The sequence below is a fragment of the Leifsonia sp. NPDC058194 genome, assembly GCF_042883605.1.
GTDB lineage: Bacteria > Actinomycetota > Actinomycetes > Actinomycetales > Microbacteriaceae > Leifsonia.
The window spans coordinates 20,530-36,730 of the sequence record NZ_JBHVVL010000002.1 but is presented as its reverse complement, the minus strand read 5'-3'; the positions used below and the strand labels follow the sequence as shown (position 1 = coordinate 36,730).

The following is a 16,201-nucleotide window of genomic DNA, read 5'->3' as shown; positions in this document are numbered from 1 at the left end:
TCGCGACGACGCGGGCGGTTAGGTTGGAGGCGCACACAAGGAAGAGGTGGACATGACGGTCTCGGGAGCGTGGCGACGGGCAGCCGGCGGAGCGGGGCTGCTCGGCGCCGACGGATCGGTCCGGCCGACCATCTTCGCGGAGATGAGCGCACTCGCGGCCCGCACCGGCGCGATCAACCTTGGTCAGGGGTTCCCCGACGAGGACGGACCTGCCGCAGTCCTCGACGCGGCGGTGGAGGCCATCCGGAACGGAGCCAACCAGTACCCGCCGGGCACCGGCATCCCGCTGCTCCGCCGAGCGGTGGCCGACCACCAGCGTCGCTTCTACGGCCTCGATCCCGACCCTGATCGCGAGGTGCTCATCACCGCCGGGGCGACCGAGGCGATCGCGGCGACGCTTCTCGCCCTGCTCGAGCCCGGCGACGAGGTCGTGACCTTCGAGCCCTTCTACGACGAGTACGGCGCGGTGATCGCCCTGGCCGGCGGCCGCCACGTCACGGTCCCCCTGGAGCCGCCGGCGTTCCTGCCCGATCCGGAACGGCTGCGGGATGCGGTGACCGATCGCACGCGCGTGATCCTGGTCAACACACCGCACAATCCGACGGGGACGGTGTTCGACCGCGAGCTGCTGCAGACGATCGTCGAGCTCGCGGAGCGGCACGACGCGATCATCGTCACGGACGAGGTGTACGAGCACCTCACCTTCGGGCCCGAGCACATCCCGATCGCGACGCTGCCGGGCGCGAAGGAGCGGACGGTGAGCATCTCCTCCGGCGGCAAGACGTTCAACACGACGGGGTGGAAGGTCGGTTGGCTCACGGCGCCTGCGGAGCTCGTGACGGCGATCCTCGCGGTGAAGCAGTTCCTCACCTACGTGAATGCCGCACCGCTCCAGCCCGCGATCGCCGCCGGACTCGCTCTGCCCGACGCCTACTTCACGGGCATCGCCACCGGGCTCGCCCACAAGCGCGACATCCTGTCGGACGGCCTGCGGGCGGCGGGCTTCGGCGTGCTGCCCACCGAGGGCACCTACTTCGTCGTCGCCGACGCCGCGCCGCTCGGCCACGGGGACGCGGTGGAGTTCTGTCGCGCGCTCCCGGACCTCGCGGGCGTCGTCGCCGTGCCTCTCGCCGCGTTCTGCCGGGACGAGTACGCCGAGCGCACGGCATCGCTCGTCCGGTTCGCCTTCTGCAAACGGATCGACGTCCTCGAGGAGGCCGCCGCGCGCCTCGGCACCCTCCGGGGCTGAGCGACCGGCTCAGTCGCGCGGCACGACCCGGTACCGGCGCAGAGCCAGCGCCGGGTTGACCTCCCGCACGCGGGCGATGCGCTCGCCCGACACCTCGGCGACGGCGATGCCCGCGACCTCCGCGACCGCGGCCACCACGACGCCCATCGGGTCGACGATCGCACTCGCGCCGACGCCGATCGGCGGGGTGTGGTCCGCTGCCGCCACGTACAGGGTGTTCTCGATCGCTCGCGCCTGCAGGAGGGTGGACCAGTGGTGTTCTTTGAGAGGTCCGCGCACCCATTCCGCCGGGATGGCGACGAGATCGGCTCCGGCATCCGCGAGGAGGCGCGTCACCTCCGGGAAGCGGAGGTCGTAGCAGGTCTGCAGCCCGACCCGCAGTCCGTCCACCTCGAACAGCTCCGGTTCGCCCGTCTCTCCGGGTACGACCCAATCGGACTCGCGCGAACCGAACGCATCGTAGAGATGCTGCTTGCGATACGTGGCGACCACGTCCCCCGAGGGATCGACGGCGACGAGCGTGTTCGCGAAGCGGTGCCGCTCCCCCGTGCGCTCGACCAGCCCCGCGACGACGTGGACGCCGTGGTCGCGCGCGGCGCCGGCCAGCGCCGTGACGAACTCGCCGTCGACCGGTTCCGCGTTGTGCGCGAAGGACGGCCCCAGCGGGTCGGTGAAGTAGGACGAGTACTCGGGGAGGACGATCAGCCGGGCTCCGCGTTCTGCCGCCACCGCGATCAGACCCGTCACGATCTCGCGGTTGTGCACCCGGTCGTCGCCCGGTGCGAACTGCACCACCGCGACGGACACGGTGGTCACGACGCGGCCCCGCGCACCGAGCCCGCCGCCGGCACGGCGTCCGCACCCGGGAGCGCGTCCACGACAGGCTGCGGGGTCTCGACCGGCAAGGCCAGGCTGATCGAGGTGCCGACGCCCTCCTCGCTCGCGATGTCGAGGCGCCCCCCGTGCGCGGTGACGATCGCCTTGGTGATGGTCAGCCCCAGCCCGACGCCGGGGACCGCGTTGCGGGTGGCGGTGGACGCGCGGAAGAACCGCTGCGAGAGCTGGCTCAGTTCGACGGCGGGGATGCCGATGCCCGTGTCGGTCACGGCGATCACCGCCTCCGCGGTACCCGGTCGCAGGGACACGGTGACCGTGCCTCCGGAGGGTGTGAACTTGACCGCGTTCGAGATGAGATTGTCGACCGCCTGGCCCAGGCGGACGGCGTCGCCGCGTACCTCCACCCGCCCCTCCGGCACCTCGCTGACCAGTGTCACGCCGGCCGCACCGGCGATCGGGCGCGCGGTCTCGATCGACGCCGCGACGACCGAACCGAGTTCGACGTCCTTGATGTCGAGCGGGAACCGTCCCGACTCGACCTGAGCCGTGAACAGGAGGTCCCCGACGAGCCGCAGGAGCCGGTGGGCGTTGCGCTCGGCGACGGCGAGGTACTGCAGCTGCTCCTCCGACAGCGGCGACTCCTCGTCGTCGCGCATCAGCTCGAGGTAGCCGAGGATCGAGCTGAGCGGCGTGCGCAGCTCGTGCGAGATCAGGCCGACGAACTCGTCCTTCAGTCGCGCGAACTCGCGCGCCTGCGTCATGTCGGTGGCCACGAAGATGAAGCCGACGCGATGGCCGTTCTCGTCGAGGCGGGGCGTCGCCGCGACCTGGACGGGGACCTGCTTGCCGTCGGCACGGATGTACGTCCAGTCCCGGACGTCCGCGTACCCGGCGCGCACCGTGTCGACGAGGGCCGAGAAGTCGTCCGCACTCGCCACCGTGGTGAAGCGCGCGTCCATGTCGCGCAGCCGCTCCTCCAACTCGGACTCGAGGTGGAACTCGACGATGTGGCGGTCGCCGTCCACGACCTGCTTCTCCGTGAGACCGAGCATTTTCTCCGCGCCCGGGTTCCACACGTCGATCAGGCCGTCGAGATCGGTGCCGATCACCGACTGCTCGGTGACCGCGTTCCAGATGCTCTGGATGAGGCGGTTGGCCGTCTTCAGCCTGGCTTCGTTGAGGACCAGCTCGTCCTGGGCGTTCACCGCCTGGGCGAGCAGCTCCGCCCGCTGCTCGGCGGCGGCCTTCGTCGCCGCCAGCTGCGAGCGCAGGCGGTGGGCGATCTCGTTGATCACCGTCGCGAGGATGAAGTAGATGACCGGCGAGAACAGCGCCCGGACCAGGTCGACGGCGGTACCGGGCACGCCCGCGGCGTACAGCGGGGCGAGGAGGACGACGAACATCCCGAGCGTGGCGACCAGGATGTTCCGGCGCCCCTCCTCGGTGGCGATCCACACGAAGGGCAGCAGCAGGATGACGCCGATCGGGGAGGTCGAGCCGCCCGTCCCGAGACGCAGCAGCCCGATCGCCAGCATCGACAGGAGCGGCACGATCACGATCCACCCGGGGTGGATGCGCGGCCACCGGATCGCTGCCGCCAGGATCGTCGCGACGGCGACGAGCGCGATCGACGCCCACACGTAGTCCGGGTGGTCGACCGGCACGAAGTCGGGGATCAAGGCGACGGCGAGCGCCAGGACGAAGCCGACGAGCGTCGGCAGCTGCTTCATGAGGACCGACGGCGAGTCGATGGGCAGCCGGCCGAGCCAGCGGTCGAGCGTCACGCGCTGACCTCGATCCCGAGCATCTGCCGGATGCGCTCGGTCAGCACGCGCGGGCTGAACGGCTTGATGATGAAGCTGTCCGACCGCTCGGCGACGACGCCGTGATCCGTGAGCAGCTGCACCGACGCCGAGACCATCAGGATCAGGGTCTGCGGCCGCTGGGCGCGGACCGCCTCGGCGACCTCCACCCCGTTGAGCCCGGGCATGGAGATGTCGAGGACGGCGAGGTCGACCTCGTCGGCGAGGAGCGCGTCCAGAGCCGAGCGGCCGTTGTCCACCGCGGCCAGGACCTCGACGCCGGCGCGGTTGGCGGCGATCACCATGAGGCCGCGGATGTCGTCGTCGTCGTCTGCGATGACGATGCGGGGCACGCGTTCGGTCACGAGAAGAACACCACCCGGACGACGACGATCGCGGCGAGTACCAGGAGGGCGATCCCGGCGTAAATCGGCAGGCGCAGCTCCCAGCGACGGTTCTGATCGATCTCGCGCTGCATCTCGGTGCGCTGCGCGCGATTCAGTTCGATGGGGCTCATCCCTCGTCCTCACCCTCGGTCGCGAGCCTGCCGGCCGCCTCCGTGAGGAGCGCGGTCACCCGGTCGTACCGGCCGACGTCGGTCGCGATGTGGCTGTCGGTGGAGGCAACGATACGCGCTCCCGCCCGCTGGAGCGCGACGATCGCGTCGACCCCGGGGCACGCCCACTTCTCGTTCACCTCGACGATGGTGCCGGTGGCGGCGGCAGCCTGTGCCCAGGCGGTGAGCCGGTCCGCACCGAGCCGGGTCTCCGCCAGACCGACCTTCGGCAGGATGGAGAACCAGTGCGCGAGCTGCGCGTGCGGGGTCCGCTCCATCGCGCGGATGCTCGCGCCGACCAGCAGGTCGAGCGCGTCGTCGGCGGAGAGCCCCGCGGCGAGCCGGTCGCGCGTCGCCTGCGGCGACCAGGGACCGTCCGTCCCCGGGAACTGGTGGTCGCCGATCACGATCGTGTCGACGCCGCCGGGCCCGACGACCAGGTCGGCCGGGATGTCGACGGCTCCAGTCGCATCCAGCAGCTTCGTCTCGACCCCCGTGAGCAGGGTGAGGTCGGCCGGAACGCGTTCGGCGGCGACGGCGGCGACGAACTCGGGCACCCAGGTCGTCGAGGCGCGGACGTGATCGTTCAGCCGGAGCCGCTCGAGACCGGCTGCTCCGGCCGCGGCGATGTTCTCCGCGAGGGTGCTGACGGCGTCGTCCGAGAACGTCGAGTGGACGTGGAAGTCGCCACGGAGCAGCCCAGGGACGTCGAGCATCGCAGGCGCCGCGGTCACTCGTCGAGCTCGTCGGCGTGCGCGGCGTTCTCCGAGACCAGCACGTCGGCCGGGTCGAGGAAGACGTCCTCCAGGAAGCGCACGTTGGCGAGCTCGCGGAAGTCGATGGAGGCGGGGACCGGGCGGCCGAGGACGAGGTCGAGCAGCAGGGACGGCATGTCGACACCGGCCGCGATCGTGAGCGGCATGGCGCCGGGGAATCGGGGGTTGACCTCCAGCAGAGCCGGGACGCCCTCGACGCTGTAGCGCAGCTGCACGTTCGCGACGCCCGTGAGCCCGATCGCCCGGGCGACCGCGGCGGCCGTCTCGGACAGCTCCGCGCGCTTGACCGTGCGCCCCGCGATCGAGACGCCGGAGTCCACCCGCTCGCGCGAACGCGGCACCGCGGCGATGACTCCGCCGTCGAGCCCGGCCAGGACGTCGACCGAGAACTCCTCGCCCGGCAGGTTCTCCTGGATCAGGATGCTGTCGTCCGGCGTCAGCGCCTCGAGCGACTCGCGGTCCGGGATGAGCCGGACGCCGCGGGAGCCGGCACCGCTGCGCGGCTTGATGATGACCGGGAAGTCCCAGTCCTCCGCGACACCTTCCGCCGTCAGCAGACGGGTGCGCGGGATGCGTGCGGAGCCGTCCACCCGCTGGGCGAGCTGGAACTTGTCGAGGCAGGTGACCAGGGTGTCGTGGCTCGGCGCGGCCAGCGCGGTACCGGCCGACTGCAGCTCGTCGCGCCGTGCAGCCAGCCCGGGCAGCTCGACGTCGACGGTCGAGAACAGCACGTCGACTCCGTCGGCCCCACACATCGCGATGAGCTCGTCGACGAAGGTCTCCGAGCGGCCGGCGGGCACGATCCGGCGATTCGCGGAGGGCACGAGGTAGAGGCCGCTCGCCCAGCCGTCCATGTCGGCGGCGAGCACCTCGACGTCGTCCCTCGCGAGCAGCGAGCGGATCACGGCGACACCGGCGGGGCCGCCCGCGCCTGTCACGAGAACTCTGGTCATTCGGCGGTCCTTTTGAGTCGGGCCTCGGTCGTGATCGTCGAGGCGGGGATGGAGATGTCCGCGGTGTCCCGCATCACTTCCAGCGGCTCGCACATCGTGCCGCCCCCGAAGCGGGACCAGTAGCGCGCGGTCGCCAGCACGAAGTCGTGCTCGAGGTAGGCGCGCAGGTCCTGCGAGCGGAAGCAGTCGATGAGGGCGAGCTTGGCGTCGGTGAAGCCGTCGATCGGGACGAAGCGCGTGGGGCGGAAGTCGATGGTCGCGCTCGGGCTCTGGAAGCAGCAGACCGTCCGCACGTTCCTGGTCGCCACGCTGACCGCGGCGTGCACGGCGCGGTGGTCCTGGTGGCGGTCGTGGGCGGAGTGCGTGTAGACGATGTCGGGTTCGACCTCCCGCACCACGCGCTCGATGATGGACACGGTCGGATCGGCCGCCGAGATGTGGGTGTCTTCGAGGTCTTCCAGGAACAGCCGCGCGCCGAGGAGCTCGGCCGCGGCGAGCGACTCGTGCTGCCGGTCGTCGGCGTCCCCGCCGCGTGCGCCCCGGGAGAGGGTGAGGATGACGACCTGGTTGCCCGCGTCGCGGTGTGCGGCGAGGATGCCGCCGACGCCGATCTCGACGTCGTCCGGGTGCGCGCCGATCGCGAGCACGACTTGGGGGCGGGCAGCGGACCGCTTGGTCCGCCCCTCCTCGGCCAGGCGGGTGACGATCGCCACGAGGTCGGCGGAGGCGACGGGCTTGGTGAGGAACTCGTCCGCCTGGCTGCGCAGAGCCGCGACCGCGTAGTCGACCGAGACGTGGGCGGTCATCACGACGACCGGCATGCCGGGGTACTGCGCGCGCAGCTCCTTGAGCAGGTCGAGCCCGGAGATGCCCGGCATCTCGATGTCGGTGAGGACCAGATCGGGCTCGAAGTCCGCGATCGTGGAGAGGGCTCGAGACGGATCGGTGACGGCGATCACCATCGCGTCCGCCCGTTTCTCGAGCACGGTCTTCATGAAGAAGGCCACATCCGGGTCGTCCTCGATCACGACCACCCGGTACTTCTGAGCACTACTCGCCATACGCTTCCCCTACGTCTTGCACCCGACTTTAGTGGGACGGACGGTCTACCTGGCGGAAGAGCACGCCGGACGCGCCCGGGATCCGGGCTCGATTTCCCGGCCCCTCAGCACCGTGATAGAGTCATCTCTTGTGACGCGGGGTGGAGCAGCTCGGTAGCTCGCTGGGCTCATAACCCAGAGGTCGTAGGTTCAAATCCTGCCCCCGCAACCAGTCAGGCCCGGACTCGAGGAGAAATCCCCGGTCCGGGCCTTTTTTCGATCCCGGCCCCGTGGCGCCGTCCGCGGCGCTTCGGGCGAGACCCCAGCGCGGAGGAACATGGACGAGGCCCTCGCCGCCGACCCGGTCGCGGACGCCTGGGAGGAGCATCCCACCTGGGCGCTGTTGCGCAGTCACAACGGCCGCTGGATCCTCCCCCTCTTCTCCCGCCATCTCGAGTTCGCCGACGGCCCCGTCTCGGCGGACTGGTTCCATCAGAAGGTCGCCGAGGCCCTCGGTTCGGTCTCCGACGGCGAGGCGGTCCCGGTCGCCCTCGACGTCGCCGACGCCTCCCTCGACGACGCCGCCCTCCCCGACACTTCCCTCTCCCGTCGCTCGGCGCCCGCGGACTACTGCCGCGGCTGGGTCGACAACCGGTGGCTCGTCCGGTCCCGTCCCCACGGCCGCGAGGGCCGGGCCGAATACCGGCTCTCGCAGTACTCGCTGCAGGCGCTCCGGATGGTCCGCGAGCTCGTCGACGCCGATTCGGTCGTCTCCGAGGCGCGCTTCGGCAGCATCGCCCACGCGGTCCACCAGCTGGCCGACATGACCGACCCGGACGCCGACGCCCAGCTAGCCCGCATCGACGAGGAGATCGCCCGGCTGCAGGCGCGCCGCGACGGCATCGCCGCCGGCGGAGTGGAGCCGGCCTCGGGCGAAGCCGTGCGCCGCCAGCTGCGCGAGGTGCTGCGCCTCACCGCCTCCCTCCCCGAGGACTTCCGCCGGCTGAGCGCCATGGTCGAGCAGCGTCATCGAGAGGTGGCGAGGCGGGCGACCGAGGAGCAGGTGGGCAAGGGCGCCCTGGTGGAGCAATACCTGCGCGACAACGACCTCCTGGAGCAGACTCCGGAAGGTCGTGCCTACCGCAGCTTCGCGTCGATGCTCTCGTCGAACGGGCTCGACGGGATGCGCGCCGACCTCGAGCGCGTACTCGGCCAGCCGGTCGCGATCGAGGAGATGACGGAGCGGCAGCGCCTGCAGCTCGAGACGCTGATCGGCTCGCTGCTCGCCGAGGAGCAGACCGTGCAGGAGACCTACGTCCGGTGGATGTCGTCGTTGCGGCGGTTCCTCAGCCGGTCGGGCGCCGCGAAGCACCAGCGCCTCCTGTCGCTGGCTGATCGCGCCCTGGCGGCCGGTTCGGAGTGGGCCCGGGTGCGCCCGGGTCCCGTCGCGGTGCCGGAGGACGTGCTGGGGCTCGGCCCGTGGGCTCTCACCGACGTCACCCAGACGCAGCCGTGGCGCGGGAGCGAGCGCCCGGACATCGGGGTCGCCGTCACGGAGAGCCGCGACGCCCTTCCCGACTCGGAGCGCGCCGCCCTGCGACTCGCGGTCGGCACCAGCCCCGACGCTGTGCAGGAGACGATCGACCGGCTCCTCGCCGAGCGTCCGCAGGTCTCGGGTGCCGACGTCTACGCCGCGACGCCGCCGGAGTTCCGCCGGCTGGGCCTGCTGGTGAGCCTGCTGGACCGCGCGGCCGAAGCGGACTCGGTGCTGGACGGCGACGACACCGTACGCATCGCGGTCGCCGGCGAGGCGGAGCGCGACGTGACCTTCCCGCGGACCCGCTTCGGCGGCGCGGACGACGAGACGGCCGCGCTGCGCGGCGAGAGGACGGACCGGTGACCGACATCGCCACCCACCACGAGCAGACCGGCGAGCAGACCGGCGCGCAGGCCGGCGAGCAGACCGAACAGGCCCTGGCCGACGTCTCGCACGACGGCGCCGACGCCTTCGGGGACTCCCCCGACGACCGTCTCCCGATGCCGGCGCGGCGCGCCCTCGTCACGCTCCTCACCAGCCGGTTCATCACCCGGGCCGCGCAGCCCGAGGCCTGGGCCGGGCTGATCGACTACGAGGACGACGTGCGAGCCCGCCTGGACGAGCTCTTCCTCACGCTGACCATCGACCGCGACCATGAGGTCGCGTTCAAGCGGCAGAGCGAGGAGGACGGGGCGCCCGTCCTCCTCCGCCGCGAGAAGCCCCTGTCGCGCGACGCATCGCTGCTCCTCGTGCTCCTGCGTCAGGAGCACGCCTACACCGACGCCTCCGACGAGGCCGTCACCGTCAGCCGCGATCACATCGCCGAGTTCCTCGGCCGGTTCCAGACGGACGCCGTGCACGACGAAGTGCGCGTCGACCGGCGCATCCGGGCGGCGATCGCCGCCATGGAGCGCCTCGGACTGCTCCTGGCCGAGAGCGACGACCCCGATCTCTACGTGGTCTCCCCCGCCGTCGTGCCGCTCGTCACCACGACTGAACTGGCGCATCTCACGCGGCTGTTCGAGGAGGCGAGCGGAACCGACGCGCGCGACGACGACGCACCCGACACGCAACGCACCCGCAACGAATCCCCGGAGGTGGACGAGTGACCGACCTCATCACGGCGGAGCACGAAGACGTGGACGATCTGCCGCCGGCGGACGGACTGATCCACAGCGGCCAGTTCCGCATCGAGCAGGTGCAGATCCTCAACTGGGGCAGCTACGACGACCTCCACACCATGCCGGTCGGGCGCGGCGGGCTCGCGATCCTCGGGCCGACCGGTCGCGGCAAGTCGACCGTGCTCGACGCCATGGCCGCCGTCATCATGCCCAATCCGCAGGAGTTCAACCGCGCCGCCCGGGACGACACCCGTCAGCGATCCGAGCGCACGGTGTACAGCTACGCCCGCGGTAAGACCGACGAGGTGCGGGAGGCGGGCTCCGACGTCACGACCACCCACTTCCTCCGCCCGCTGGGAACGGCCTTCGCCTCCGGCGCGGCCATCACGTGGCGCACGGAGCTCGGCGAGACCATCACCGCCGCGCGCCTCGCCTGGCTCGGACGGGACACCGCCACTCAGGACGAGGTCACCGCCTCCACCGTGTACCTGCTCGTGCACGGCGAGTTCCCGCTCACCCGCCTGGCGGAGCTCCGCCCCGAGCCAGGCAGCTCGTCACCGCTGACCCGCGGGTCGCTCGGCCGGCTGATCGATCCGCTCCGCGACCTCGCCACCGGCTCGCAGCCCGAGTTCCGCGTCCGGCTGTGCGAAGAGCTCGGGATCGGCGGAAGCGACGAGTCGCAGCTGAAGGCGTTGACCTTGCTGCGCCGCGCGCAGGCGTCGAAGGGCGTCTTCTCGATCGACGACCTCTTCAAGCAGTTCGTGCTCACCGAGCCGCGTGCGCTCTCCCGCTGGGAGACGACGCTCAGCAGCTATCGTGAGGCCTCGGCCCTCTACGACGTCTTCGAGACCACGCGTCGCAAGCTCGACGTGCTCGCCGACGTCCCGGCGCGTGCGGAGCAGTACCGCGCGGCCCTGGAGGACGGCACCGGCAAGCGGAGGCTCCTCGCGCCGCTCTCTGACGAGGAGAGCAGTCGGCTCTGGGTCTGGCTCTCGGCGAAGGTCGCGGACTGGGTCCGGGTCGAGGTCGATCGCGTCCGCGACGCCAAGCGCGAGCAGGAGGCTCTCCGTCGTGCCGCCGCGGAGGAGGAGTCCGCTGCGCACCGCGCGCACAAGGACGCGCTCGAGACACTCGCGGCCGTCGGCGGCGACCCGTCCGAGGGCATCCGCCGCGAGCAGGAGGTCGCAGGCATGATGCTCGCGCAGCTGGAACGCGAACGCGACCGCGCCGCGCGCGTCCTGACGAGCGCCGGCCTCGACCTGCCGCTCACCGCCGACGAGCTCGTCGCATCGCAGGAACGCGCCGCCGCCATCCTGAGCGAGACGGCCGAGCTCGCCGACGACCGCTCGCAGCGCTGGGAGCTCGCGGCCCGGGTCGACACGGTCAAGCGCTCCCTGGCGGAGAAGACGGCGCAGAAGGCGTCCTACGAGCGACGCCGCAGCAACGTTCCGCCCGAGGCGGACGCCCGCCGTCGACGGATCGCCGACGGGATCGGCGTCGCCCCCGAGGCCCTCCCGTACGCAGGCGAACTGTTCGAGGTCGCCGCCGGGAGCCGGGACTGGACCCGGGCCGTCGAGCGCGTGCTCGGCGATCTCGCGACGAACCTCGTCGTGGACGAGAGCCGGTTCGCCGCCGCGCGCCGGTACGTGAACGACAACGACATGCGCGGTCGTGTCGTCCTGGTGCCCGCCGCGGTCGGCGCTCCGGCGGAGCGGACGGCTGTGCACGGCACAGTCCCCGCGATGCTGTCGTTCGACGAGCAGAGTCCGTTCCACGGCTGGCTGCACGACGAGATCGTCGCCGACCGCAGCATGCTCTGCGTCGAGTCCCCGGACGAGCTGGACGCGACCCTCCCGGCCGGTGTCAAGGGCGCGGTCACCCGCACCGGACTCCGCACCGGCTCGCGCGACCGCGTCATCAAGGACGACCGGGCCGTCGATTCCTGGATCGGCCTCGACAACGCACCCCGCATCGTCGACCTGGCCGCCGAGATCGAACGCCTCGAATCCGAGCTCGAGGAGGCGCGGACGGCCTCCGACGCGGCCGAGACGCGGTTCGCCGGCGAACGGCACCGCCGCGAGGCGCTGACCTCGGTGGCCGAGATCGACTGGGCGTCGATCGACGTCGCGCCGGCCGCGGCACGCGTCGCGGAGCTGGCCGCCCGTCTGGAGCGGGTCGCCGTGGAGCGTCCGGAGGTCGCCGAGCTCACCGCGACGGCCGACCGCGAGGACGAAGCCCGCCTGGCCGCGGCACGGCGCGGCGCGGGCATCCAGCGCGTGATCGACCAGCTCGACGCCGAGCACGCGGCTCTCGCCGACATCGAGGACGAGGTGGCCGACCACCTGGACGCCACCGTGCTCGACGACGCCGAGCGTGCACTGCTCGGCTCGCTGCCGTTCGCCGCTCCGCGCGAGGTCGCCGACGTCCGCCGCCGCTACGCCGACGCAGAACGGCTGGTCCGCGACCAGATCGACGCGCACGACCGCACGCTCGAGCAGTCCCAGACGCTGCTGATCAGCGCCTTCGAGCGTTTCCGCGAGCTGGACCCGTCGGCGGAGCTCGACGCCTCGATCGACAGCCTTCCCGCAGCCCTCGCCCTCCAGCGCTCGCTCGTGAAAGACGACCTTCCGCGGGCGAAGGCCGACTGGCTCGCCAAGGCCGGAGCGAGCATGGGCGACAGCCTGCGCGCGCTGCTGACGCAGATCGAGGAGGACGGACGCGCGATCCGCCGCGGCGTCCGCCCGATCTCGGCGGCGCTCCACGGCATCGAGTTCCGCGAGGGATCCACCCTCGACATCGATCCGCGCCCCTCCACCAACAGCGACCTCGCCGAGTTCAAGCGCACGCTGCGCAAGCACACCGCGACCGAACCGGGCACGACCCGGGACCCGGTGCGGGTGGAGCGCGACTTCCTGTCCCTCCGCGCGGACCTCGGACGTCTGGAGGAGCGCTCGCGGGTCGGGGAGGCCTGGCGCCGGCGCGTCCTCGACGCCCGCGAGCACTTCCAGTTCCGGGCGATCGAGACGCGTCGCGACGGCGCCCAGATCGTGCACGAAGGGGTGGCAGGCAAATCGGGAGGCGAAGGCCAGGAGCTAATCGCGTTCGTCCTCGGCGCCGCCCTGCGCTACCGCCTCGGCGACGGCACCGACCGCGTCCCCGTCTACGCCCCGATCGTCCTCGACGAGGGTTTCGTGAAGGCGGACAACGAGTACACGGGCCGGGCCCTGTCCGCCCTGCGCAGCCTCGGGTTCCAGCTGATCGTCGGCGCCCCGCGCGACAAGGTGAACGCGTTCGAGCAGCACGTCGAGTCCGTGGCCTACGTCACCGGCGACCCGTCGCGTCCCGGCCGGTCGCGGATCTACGCCCTCAGCATCCGGGAGGCGGTGGAGCTGGAGCGCGACGCGGTCTGACGCACCGTCAGCGGAAGATCACCTCGTCGAGCTCGACCACCTCGACACCGGCGGCGTCCAGCTCCAGCGTCACCTGGGCGATCACCTCGGCGGCGGGCGCACCCCCGTCGAACGTCGCGTGAGCCCCGGAGGGGACGACGACCGCGAAGCCGCGCTCCAGCGCGCCGAGGGCCGTCGCCTGCACGCAGCGCTCGCTCTGCAGCCCCGCGACGACCAGGGTGTCGACGCCCATCGCGTGCAGGACGTCGGCGAGGGCCGGGTTCGACAGGAACGTGTCCGGGTCGTCCTTGCGCACCACGGGCTCGCCCGGCTCGGGAGCGAACACGAACTCCCATCCGGCGGTGCCCGGCTCGTCCGGCTCGCCAGGACCTCCGTCGTTCGCCACGTGCACGATCGGGACGCCTTCGTCGCGTGCGGCCTCGAGGAGGGCGCCCAGCGCTGCCCGGAACGCGTCGGCACCCGGGATCGCCGTCGCGCCCTCCAGCATGTTGCGCTGCACGTCCACGAGCATCAGTCCATACCCCATGACCCCATCTTGCGCCCCATTCGCTAGGGTCGTAAGGGCAGGACGCGCCGCGATCGGCGCACGGCGAGGATGGCAGGAGCAGTGGCAGACGATCACGGCAAGGCGACGCAGGCCGCCGTCCGCGAGAAGAACCTGACGACCGCCCTGCAGCTCGTGCTCTCGGGCAACGGGGCGGCGACACGGGCGAGCATCGCCCGCCGCACGGGGTTGACGTCGGCGACGGTGTCGTCCCTGCTCGCGGGACTGATCGCCGACGGACTGGTCGCCGAAGGCGACCTCGCGGAGAGCACCGGCGGCAAACGCGCCACCACCCTCCGCGTGGACACGGAGCGGCAGGTGCTGCTCTCGGTCCTGGTGCAGCCGGCCCTGATCCGCGGCGCGGTCCTCAGCATGCTGGGCGACGAGCTCCACCGGTTCTCCCACCGCCCGTCGGCGCCGGGCTCGGTGGACGACATCCGCACGGTGATCCGCAGGCTCGCCGCCTCCGCCGCCTCCACCGGCGCACGGGTGGCGGCGATCGGCGTCCAGGTTCCCGGCATCGCGGACGGCCCGCTGATCCGCGAGAGCGTGCAGCTCGGCTGGAGCGATCTCGATCTCGCCGCTGCCCTCTCGGGAGTGGTCGACGCCCCGATCCATCTGGTCAACGACGCCGATGCCGAGGCCATCGCCGACACGTCCGCCGACGACGGCTTCGGGGCGAACCGGCTCTTCGTCTCCCTGAGCACGGGAGTGGGTGCCGCGGTGATCGTCGACGGCGTCGTGGTCGCCGGGGCGGCGCACCGGGCCGGCGAGATCGGGCACGTCCCCGTGCTCTTCGGCGACGACGCACCGGTCTGCGCCTGCGGCAACCGAGGCTGCCTCGAAGAGGTGGTCTCGGTCACGAGCCTGCTCGGGCTCCCCCACGGCGCGGACCTCGAAGCCGTCGACATCGCGGTCCTCGCCTCGGCGTCCGAGGCCCGCGCACGCATCGCGTCCGGCGCGCGGATCCTGGCACGCGCACTCCTCCTCGTGGGAGCCGCCCTCGATGTGCCCAACGTCGTCCTCGGCGGGGCGTCGGCCGAGCTCGGACCGGACTTCATCGGGCATCTGCGCGCGGAGGCCGCCCGGCATCCCGTGCGCGCCGCGATGCCGCTGAACTTCCGCTACGCACGTTCGGCGATCGACCAGCCGTTCCGCGGAGCGGCGCAGCACGCCCTGCAGTCGACCTTCGGTGTCAGCTGGTCGCGCTGACAGCAGACCGCAGACCGCGTCAGGAGACGCCGAGCTGAGCCGACATCACCATGATGACGCATCCGCGCAACACGATGTCCCGGCCCTGACTCGTCATCCTCACGGTCGTGGCGGAGTGGAACCCGGCCATCGTGCGATTGTCGAGCGTGGTGCGCACGGCGCCGATCAGCGCGCCGTCGAGCAGCTCCTCCGGACCGCTGAGCACGACCTCCGCGAGGTCGAGCGCCCCGACGATGGGAGCGAGGGCGACCCCGAGCCTCTGACCGGCTTCACGGAGGACCGGTTCGACCGGGTCGCCCGCGATGGCGGCCGCGGCCACGCGTGATTCGAGGCGGGGCACCGCCAGCCACGCTTCGAGCACCCGGTCGCGGTCGTACGGCGCCTCCGCGCCCTCGTCGGTGCCGACCATGACCTGTCCGACCTCGCCCGCGGCGAACCTGCTGCCCACCACCATGGCGCCGGCCACGAGGAGCCCGGACCCCACGCCGTGGCCGACCTTGACCAGCATCATGTCCCCGTCGGCCGCTCCGAAACCGTGCTCGGCGAGCACCGCGGCGTTCGCGTCGTTGGCGACGAACACCGTCATGCCCGCCTGCTCGGCGATCAGCTGCTGGAGAGGGACGCCGGACCATCCGAGGTTCGGTGCTGCGACCACCGTGCCCGAGGCGTCGACCACTCCCGGCGAACCGATCCCGATGCCGAGCACCGGGGCCGTCGCGAGGGTCACCAGGCACGCCACCAGATCCAGCGCCTTGGCGATCGCCTCGTCGCCGCGGCTGCCCGCAAGCGGGACCTCCGCGCTCTGGAGCACGCGGCCGTCGATGTCGAGCACCGCCCCGCGGAAGACGGCGTGCTCGCTGAGGTCCACCCCGATGATCTGGGTCGCTCCGCGATCCATGTCCAGCAGGACGGCGGGCTTGCCGGGGCGTGCGTCGTCACGGTGGCCCAGCTCGACCACGAGGCCTTCGGCGATGAGCTCGCCGATCAGATCCGAGATGGTCACCCGCGTGAGTCCGGTCCCCCGTGCGAGGTCGGCACGGCTCGCGCGACCGTCGCGATACAGCGACTGCAGCACCAGCGATCGATTGTGATTGCGGGCGTGCTCCGGGAGGACCTTGGTGCGCGGTCGCAATGCGCGGCCGGGCACCATGGGCCCATCGAACG

General features: G+C 71.9%; 14 protein-coding genes and 1 tRNA gene. 6 read left to right on the top strand and 9 right to left on the bottom strand.

Annotated features, from left to right (window positions below):
• Positions 1-52: 52 nt before the first annotated feature.
• Positions 53-1,249, top strand: coding sequence for a pyridoxal phosphate-dependent aminotransferase (locus tag ACFVU2_RS06905; protein ID WP_387872455.1), 1,197 nt, complete (start codon positions 53-55; stop codon positions 1,247-1,249).
• A gap of 9 nt (positions 1,250-1,258) precedes the next feature.
• Here the strand turns inward: ACFVU2_RS06905 and ACFVU2_RS06900 are convergent, their stop codons facing one another.
• The 7 genes from ACFVU2_RS06900 to ACFVU2_RS06870 are packed head-to-tail and all read right to left on the bottom strand — an operon-like array spanning position 1,259 to position 7,234.
• Complete coding sequence (locus tag ACFVU2_RS06900) at positions 1,259-2,065, bottom strand: carbon-nitrogen hydrolase family protein (protein ID WP_387872453.1); 807 nt, start codon at positions 2,063-2,065, stop codon at positions 1,259-1,261.
• Positions 2,062-3,870 (bottom strand): sensor histidine kinase, encoded by a 1,809-nt coding sequence (locus tag ACFVU2_RS06895; RefSeq protein WP_387872451.1) that lies wholly within the window; start codon positions 3,868-3,870, stop codon positions 2,062-2,064. Before ACFVU2_RS06895 ends, ACFVU2_RS06900 begins: the two co-directional genes overlap by 4 nt.
• Positions 3,867-4,253: a response regulator transcription factor gene (locus ACFVU2_RS06890; protein WP_387872450.1), complete on the bottom strand. Its 387-nt coding sequence runs from the start codon at positions 4,251-4,253 to the stop codon at positions 3,867-3,869. Before ACFVU2_RS06890 ends, ACFVU2_RS06895 begins: the two co-directional genes overlap by 4 nt.
• Entirely contained in the window at positions 4,250-4,405 is a 156-nt protein-coding gene (locus tag ACFVU2_RS06885) for a hypothetical protein (protein WP_387872448.1), read from the bottom strand. Before ACFVU2_RS06885 ends, ACFVU2_RS06890 begins: the two co-directional genes overlap by 4 nt.
• Positions 4,402-5,160, bottom strand: a complete 759-nt coding sequence (locus tag ACFVU2_RS06880; RefSeq protein ID WP_387872446.1) for a PHP domain-containing protein — start codon at positions 5,158-5,160, stop codon at positions 4,402-4,404. Before ACFVU2_RS06880 ends, ACFVU2_RS06885 begins: the two co-directional genes overlap by 4 nt.
• 14 nt (positions 5,161-5,174) lie before the next feature.
• A complete protein-coding gene (locus ACFVU2_RS06875) occupies positions 5,175-6,173 on the bottom strand; it encodes an ATP-grasp domain-containing protein (protein ID WP_387872445.1) in 999 nt (332 codons plus the stop codon).
• Entirely contained in the window at positions 6,170-7,234 is a 1,065-nt protein-coding gene (locus ACFVU2_RS06870) for a response regulator (protein ID WP_387872443.1), read from the bottom strand. The genes ACFVU2_RS06875 and ACFVU2_RS06870 overlap by 4 nt, the downstream gene beginning before the upstream one ends.
• Before the next feature lie 134 nt (positions 7,235-7,368).
• On the opposite strand from ACFVU2_RS06870, the gene ACFVU2_RS06865 reads away from it, so the two are divergent.
• The 4 genes from ACFVU2_RS06865 to ACFVU2_RS06850 all read left to right on the top strand — a co-directional run bounded on the left by ACFVU2_RS06865 (position 7,369) and on the right by ACFVU2_RS06850 (position 13,281).
• A tRNA-Met gene (locus tag ACFVU2_RS06865) sits at positions 7,369-7,445 on the top strand.
• Positions 7,446-7,550: 105 nt separating this feature from the next.
• The gene (locus ACFVU2_RS06860; RefSeq protein WP_387872441.1) at positions 7,551-9,113 is read left to right on the top strand and encodes a DUF3375 family protein; all 1,563 of its coding nucleotides are present in this window, start codon (positions 7,551-7,553) and stop codon (positions 9,111-9,113) included.
• Positions 9,110-9,859, top strand: coding sequence for a DUF4194 domain-containing protein (locus ACFVU2_RS06855; protein WP_387872439.1), 750 nt, complete (start codon positions 9,110-9,112; stop codon positions 9,857-9,859). The genes ACFVU2_RS06860 and ACFVU2_RS06855 overlap by 4 nt, the downstream gene beginning before the upstream one ends.
• Positions 9,856-13,281: an ATP-binding protein gene (locus ACFVU2_RS06850; RefSeq protein WP_387872437.1), complete on the top strand. Its 3,426-nt coding sequence runs from the start codon at positions 9,856-9,858 to the stop codon at positions 13,279-13,281. The genes ACFVU2_RS06855 and ACFVU2_RS06850 overlap by 4 nt, the downstream gene beginning before the upstream one ends.
• 7 nt (positions 13,282-13,288) lie before the next feature.
• Here the strand turns inward: ACFVU2_RS06850 and ACFVU2_RS06845 are convergent, their stop codons facing one another.
• Positions 13,289-13,807, bottom strand: a complete 519-nt coding sequence (locus ACFVU2_RS06845) for an isochorismatase family protein (protein WP_387872435.1) — start codon at positions 13,805-13,807, stop codon at positions 13,289-13,291.
• An 81-nt stretch (positions 13,808-13,888) separates the two neighbouring features.
• Between ACFVU2_RS06845 and ACFVU2_RS06840 the strand changes: the two genes are divergently transcribed.
• On the top strand, positions 13,889-15,037 hold the full coding sequence (locus tag ACFVU2_RS06840) for an ROK family protein (RefSeq protein ID WP_387872434.1): 1,149 nt from the start codon (positions 13,889-13,891) through the stop codon (positions 15,035-15,037).
• Positions 15,038-15,056: 19 nt separating this feature from the next.
• On the opposite strand, the gene ACFVU2_RS06835 is transcribed toward ACFVU2_RS06840, so the two are convergent.
• Entirely contained in the window at positions 15,057-16,187 is a 1,131-nt protein-coding gene (locus ACFVU2_RS06835; protein WP_387874348.1) for an ROK family protein, read from the bottom strand.
• Positions 16,188-16,201: the final 14 nt, after the last annotated feature.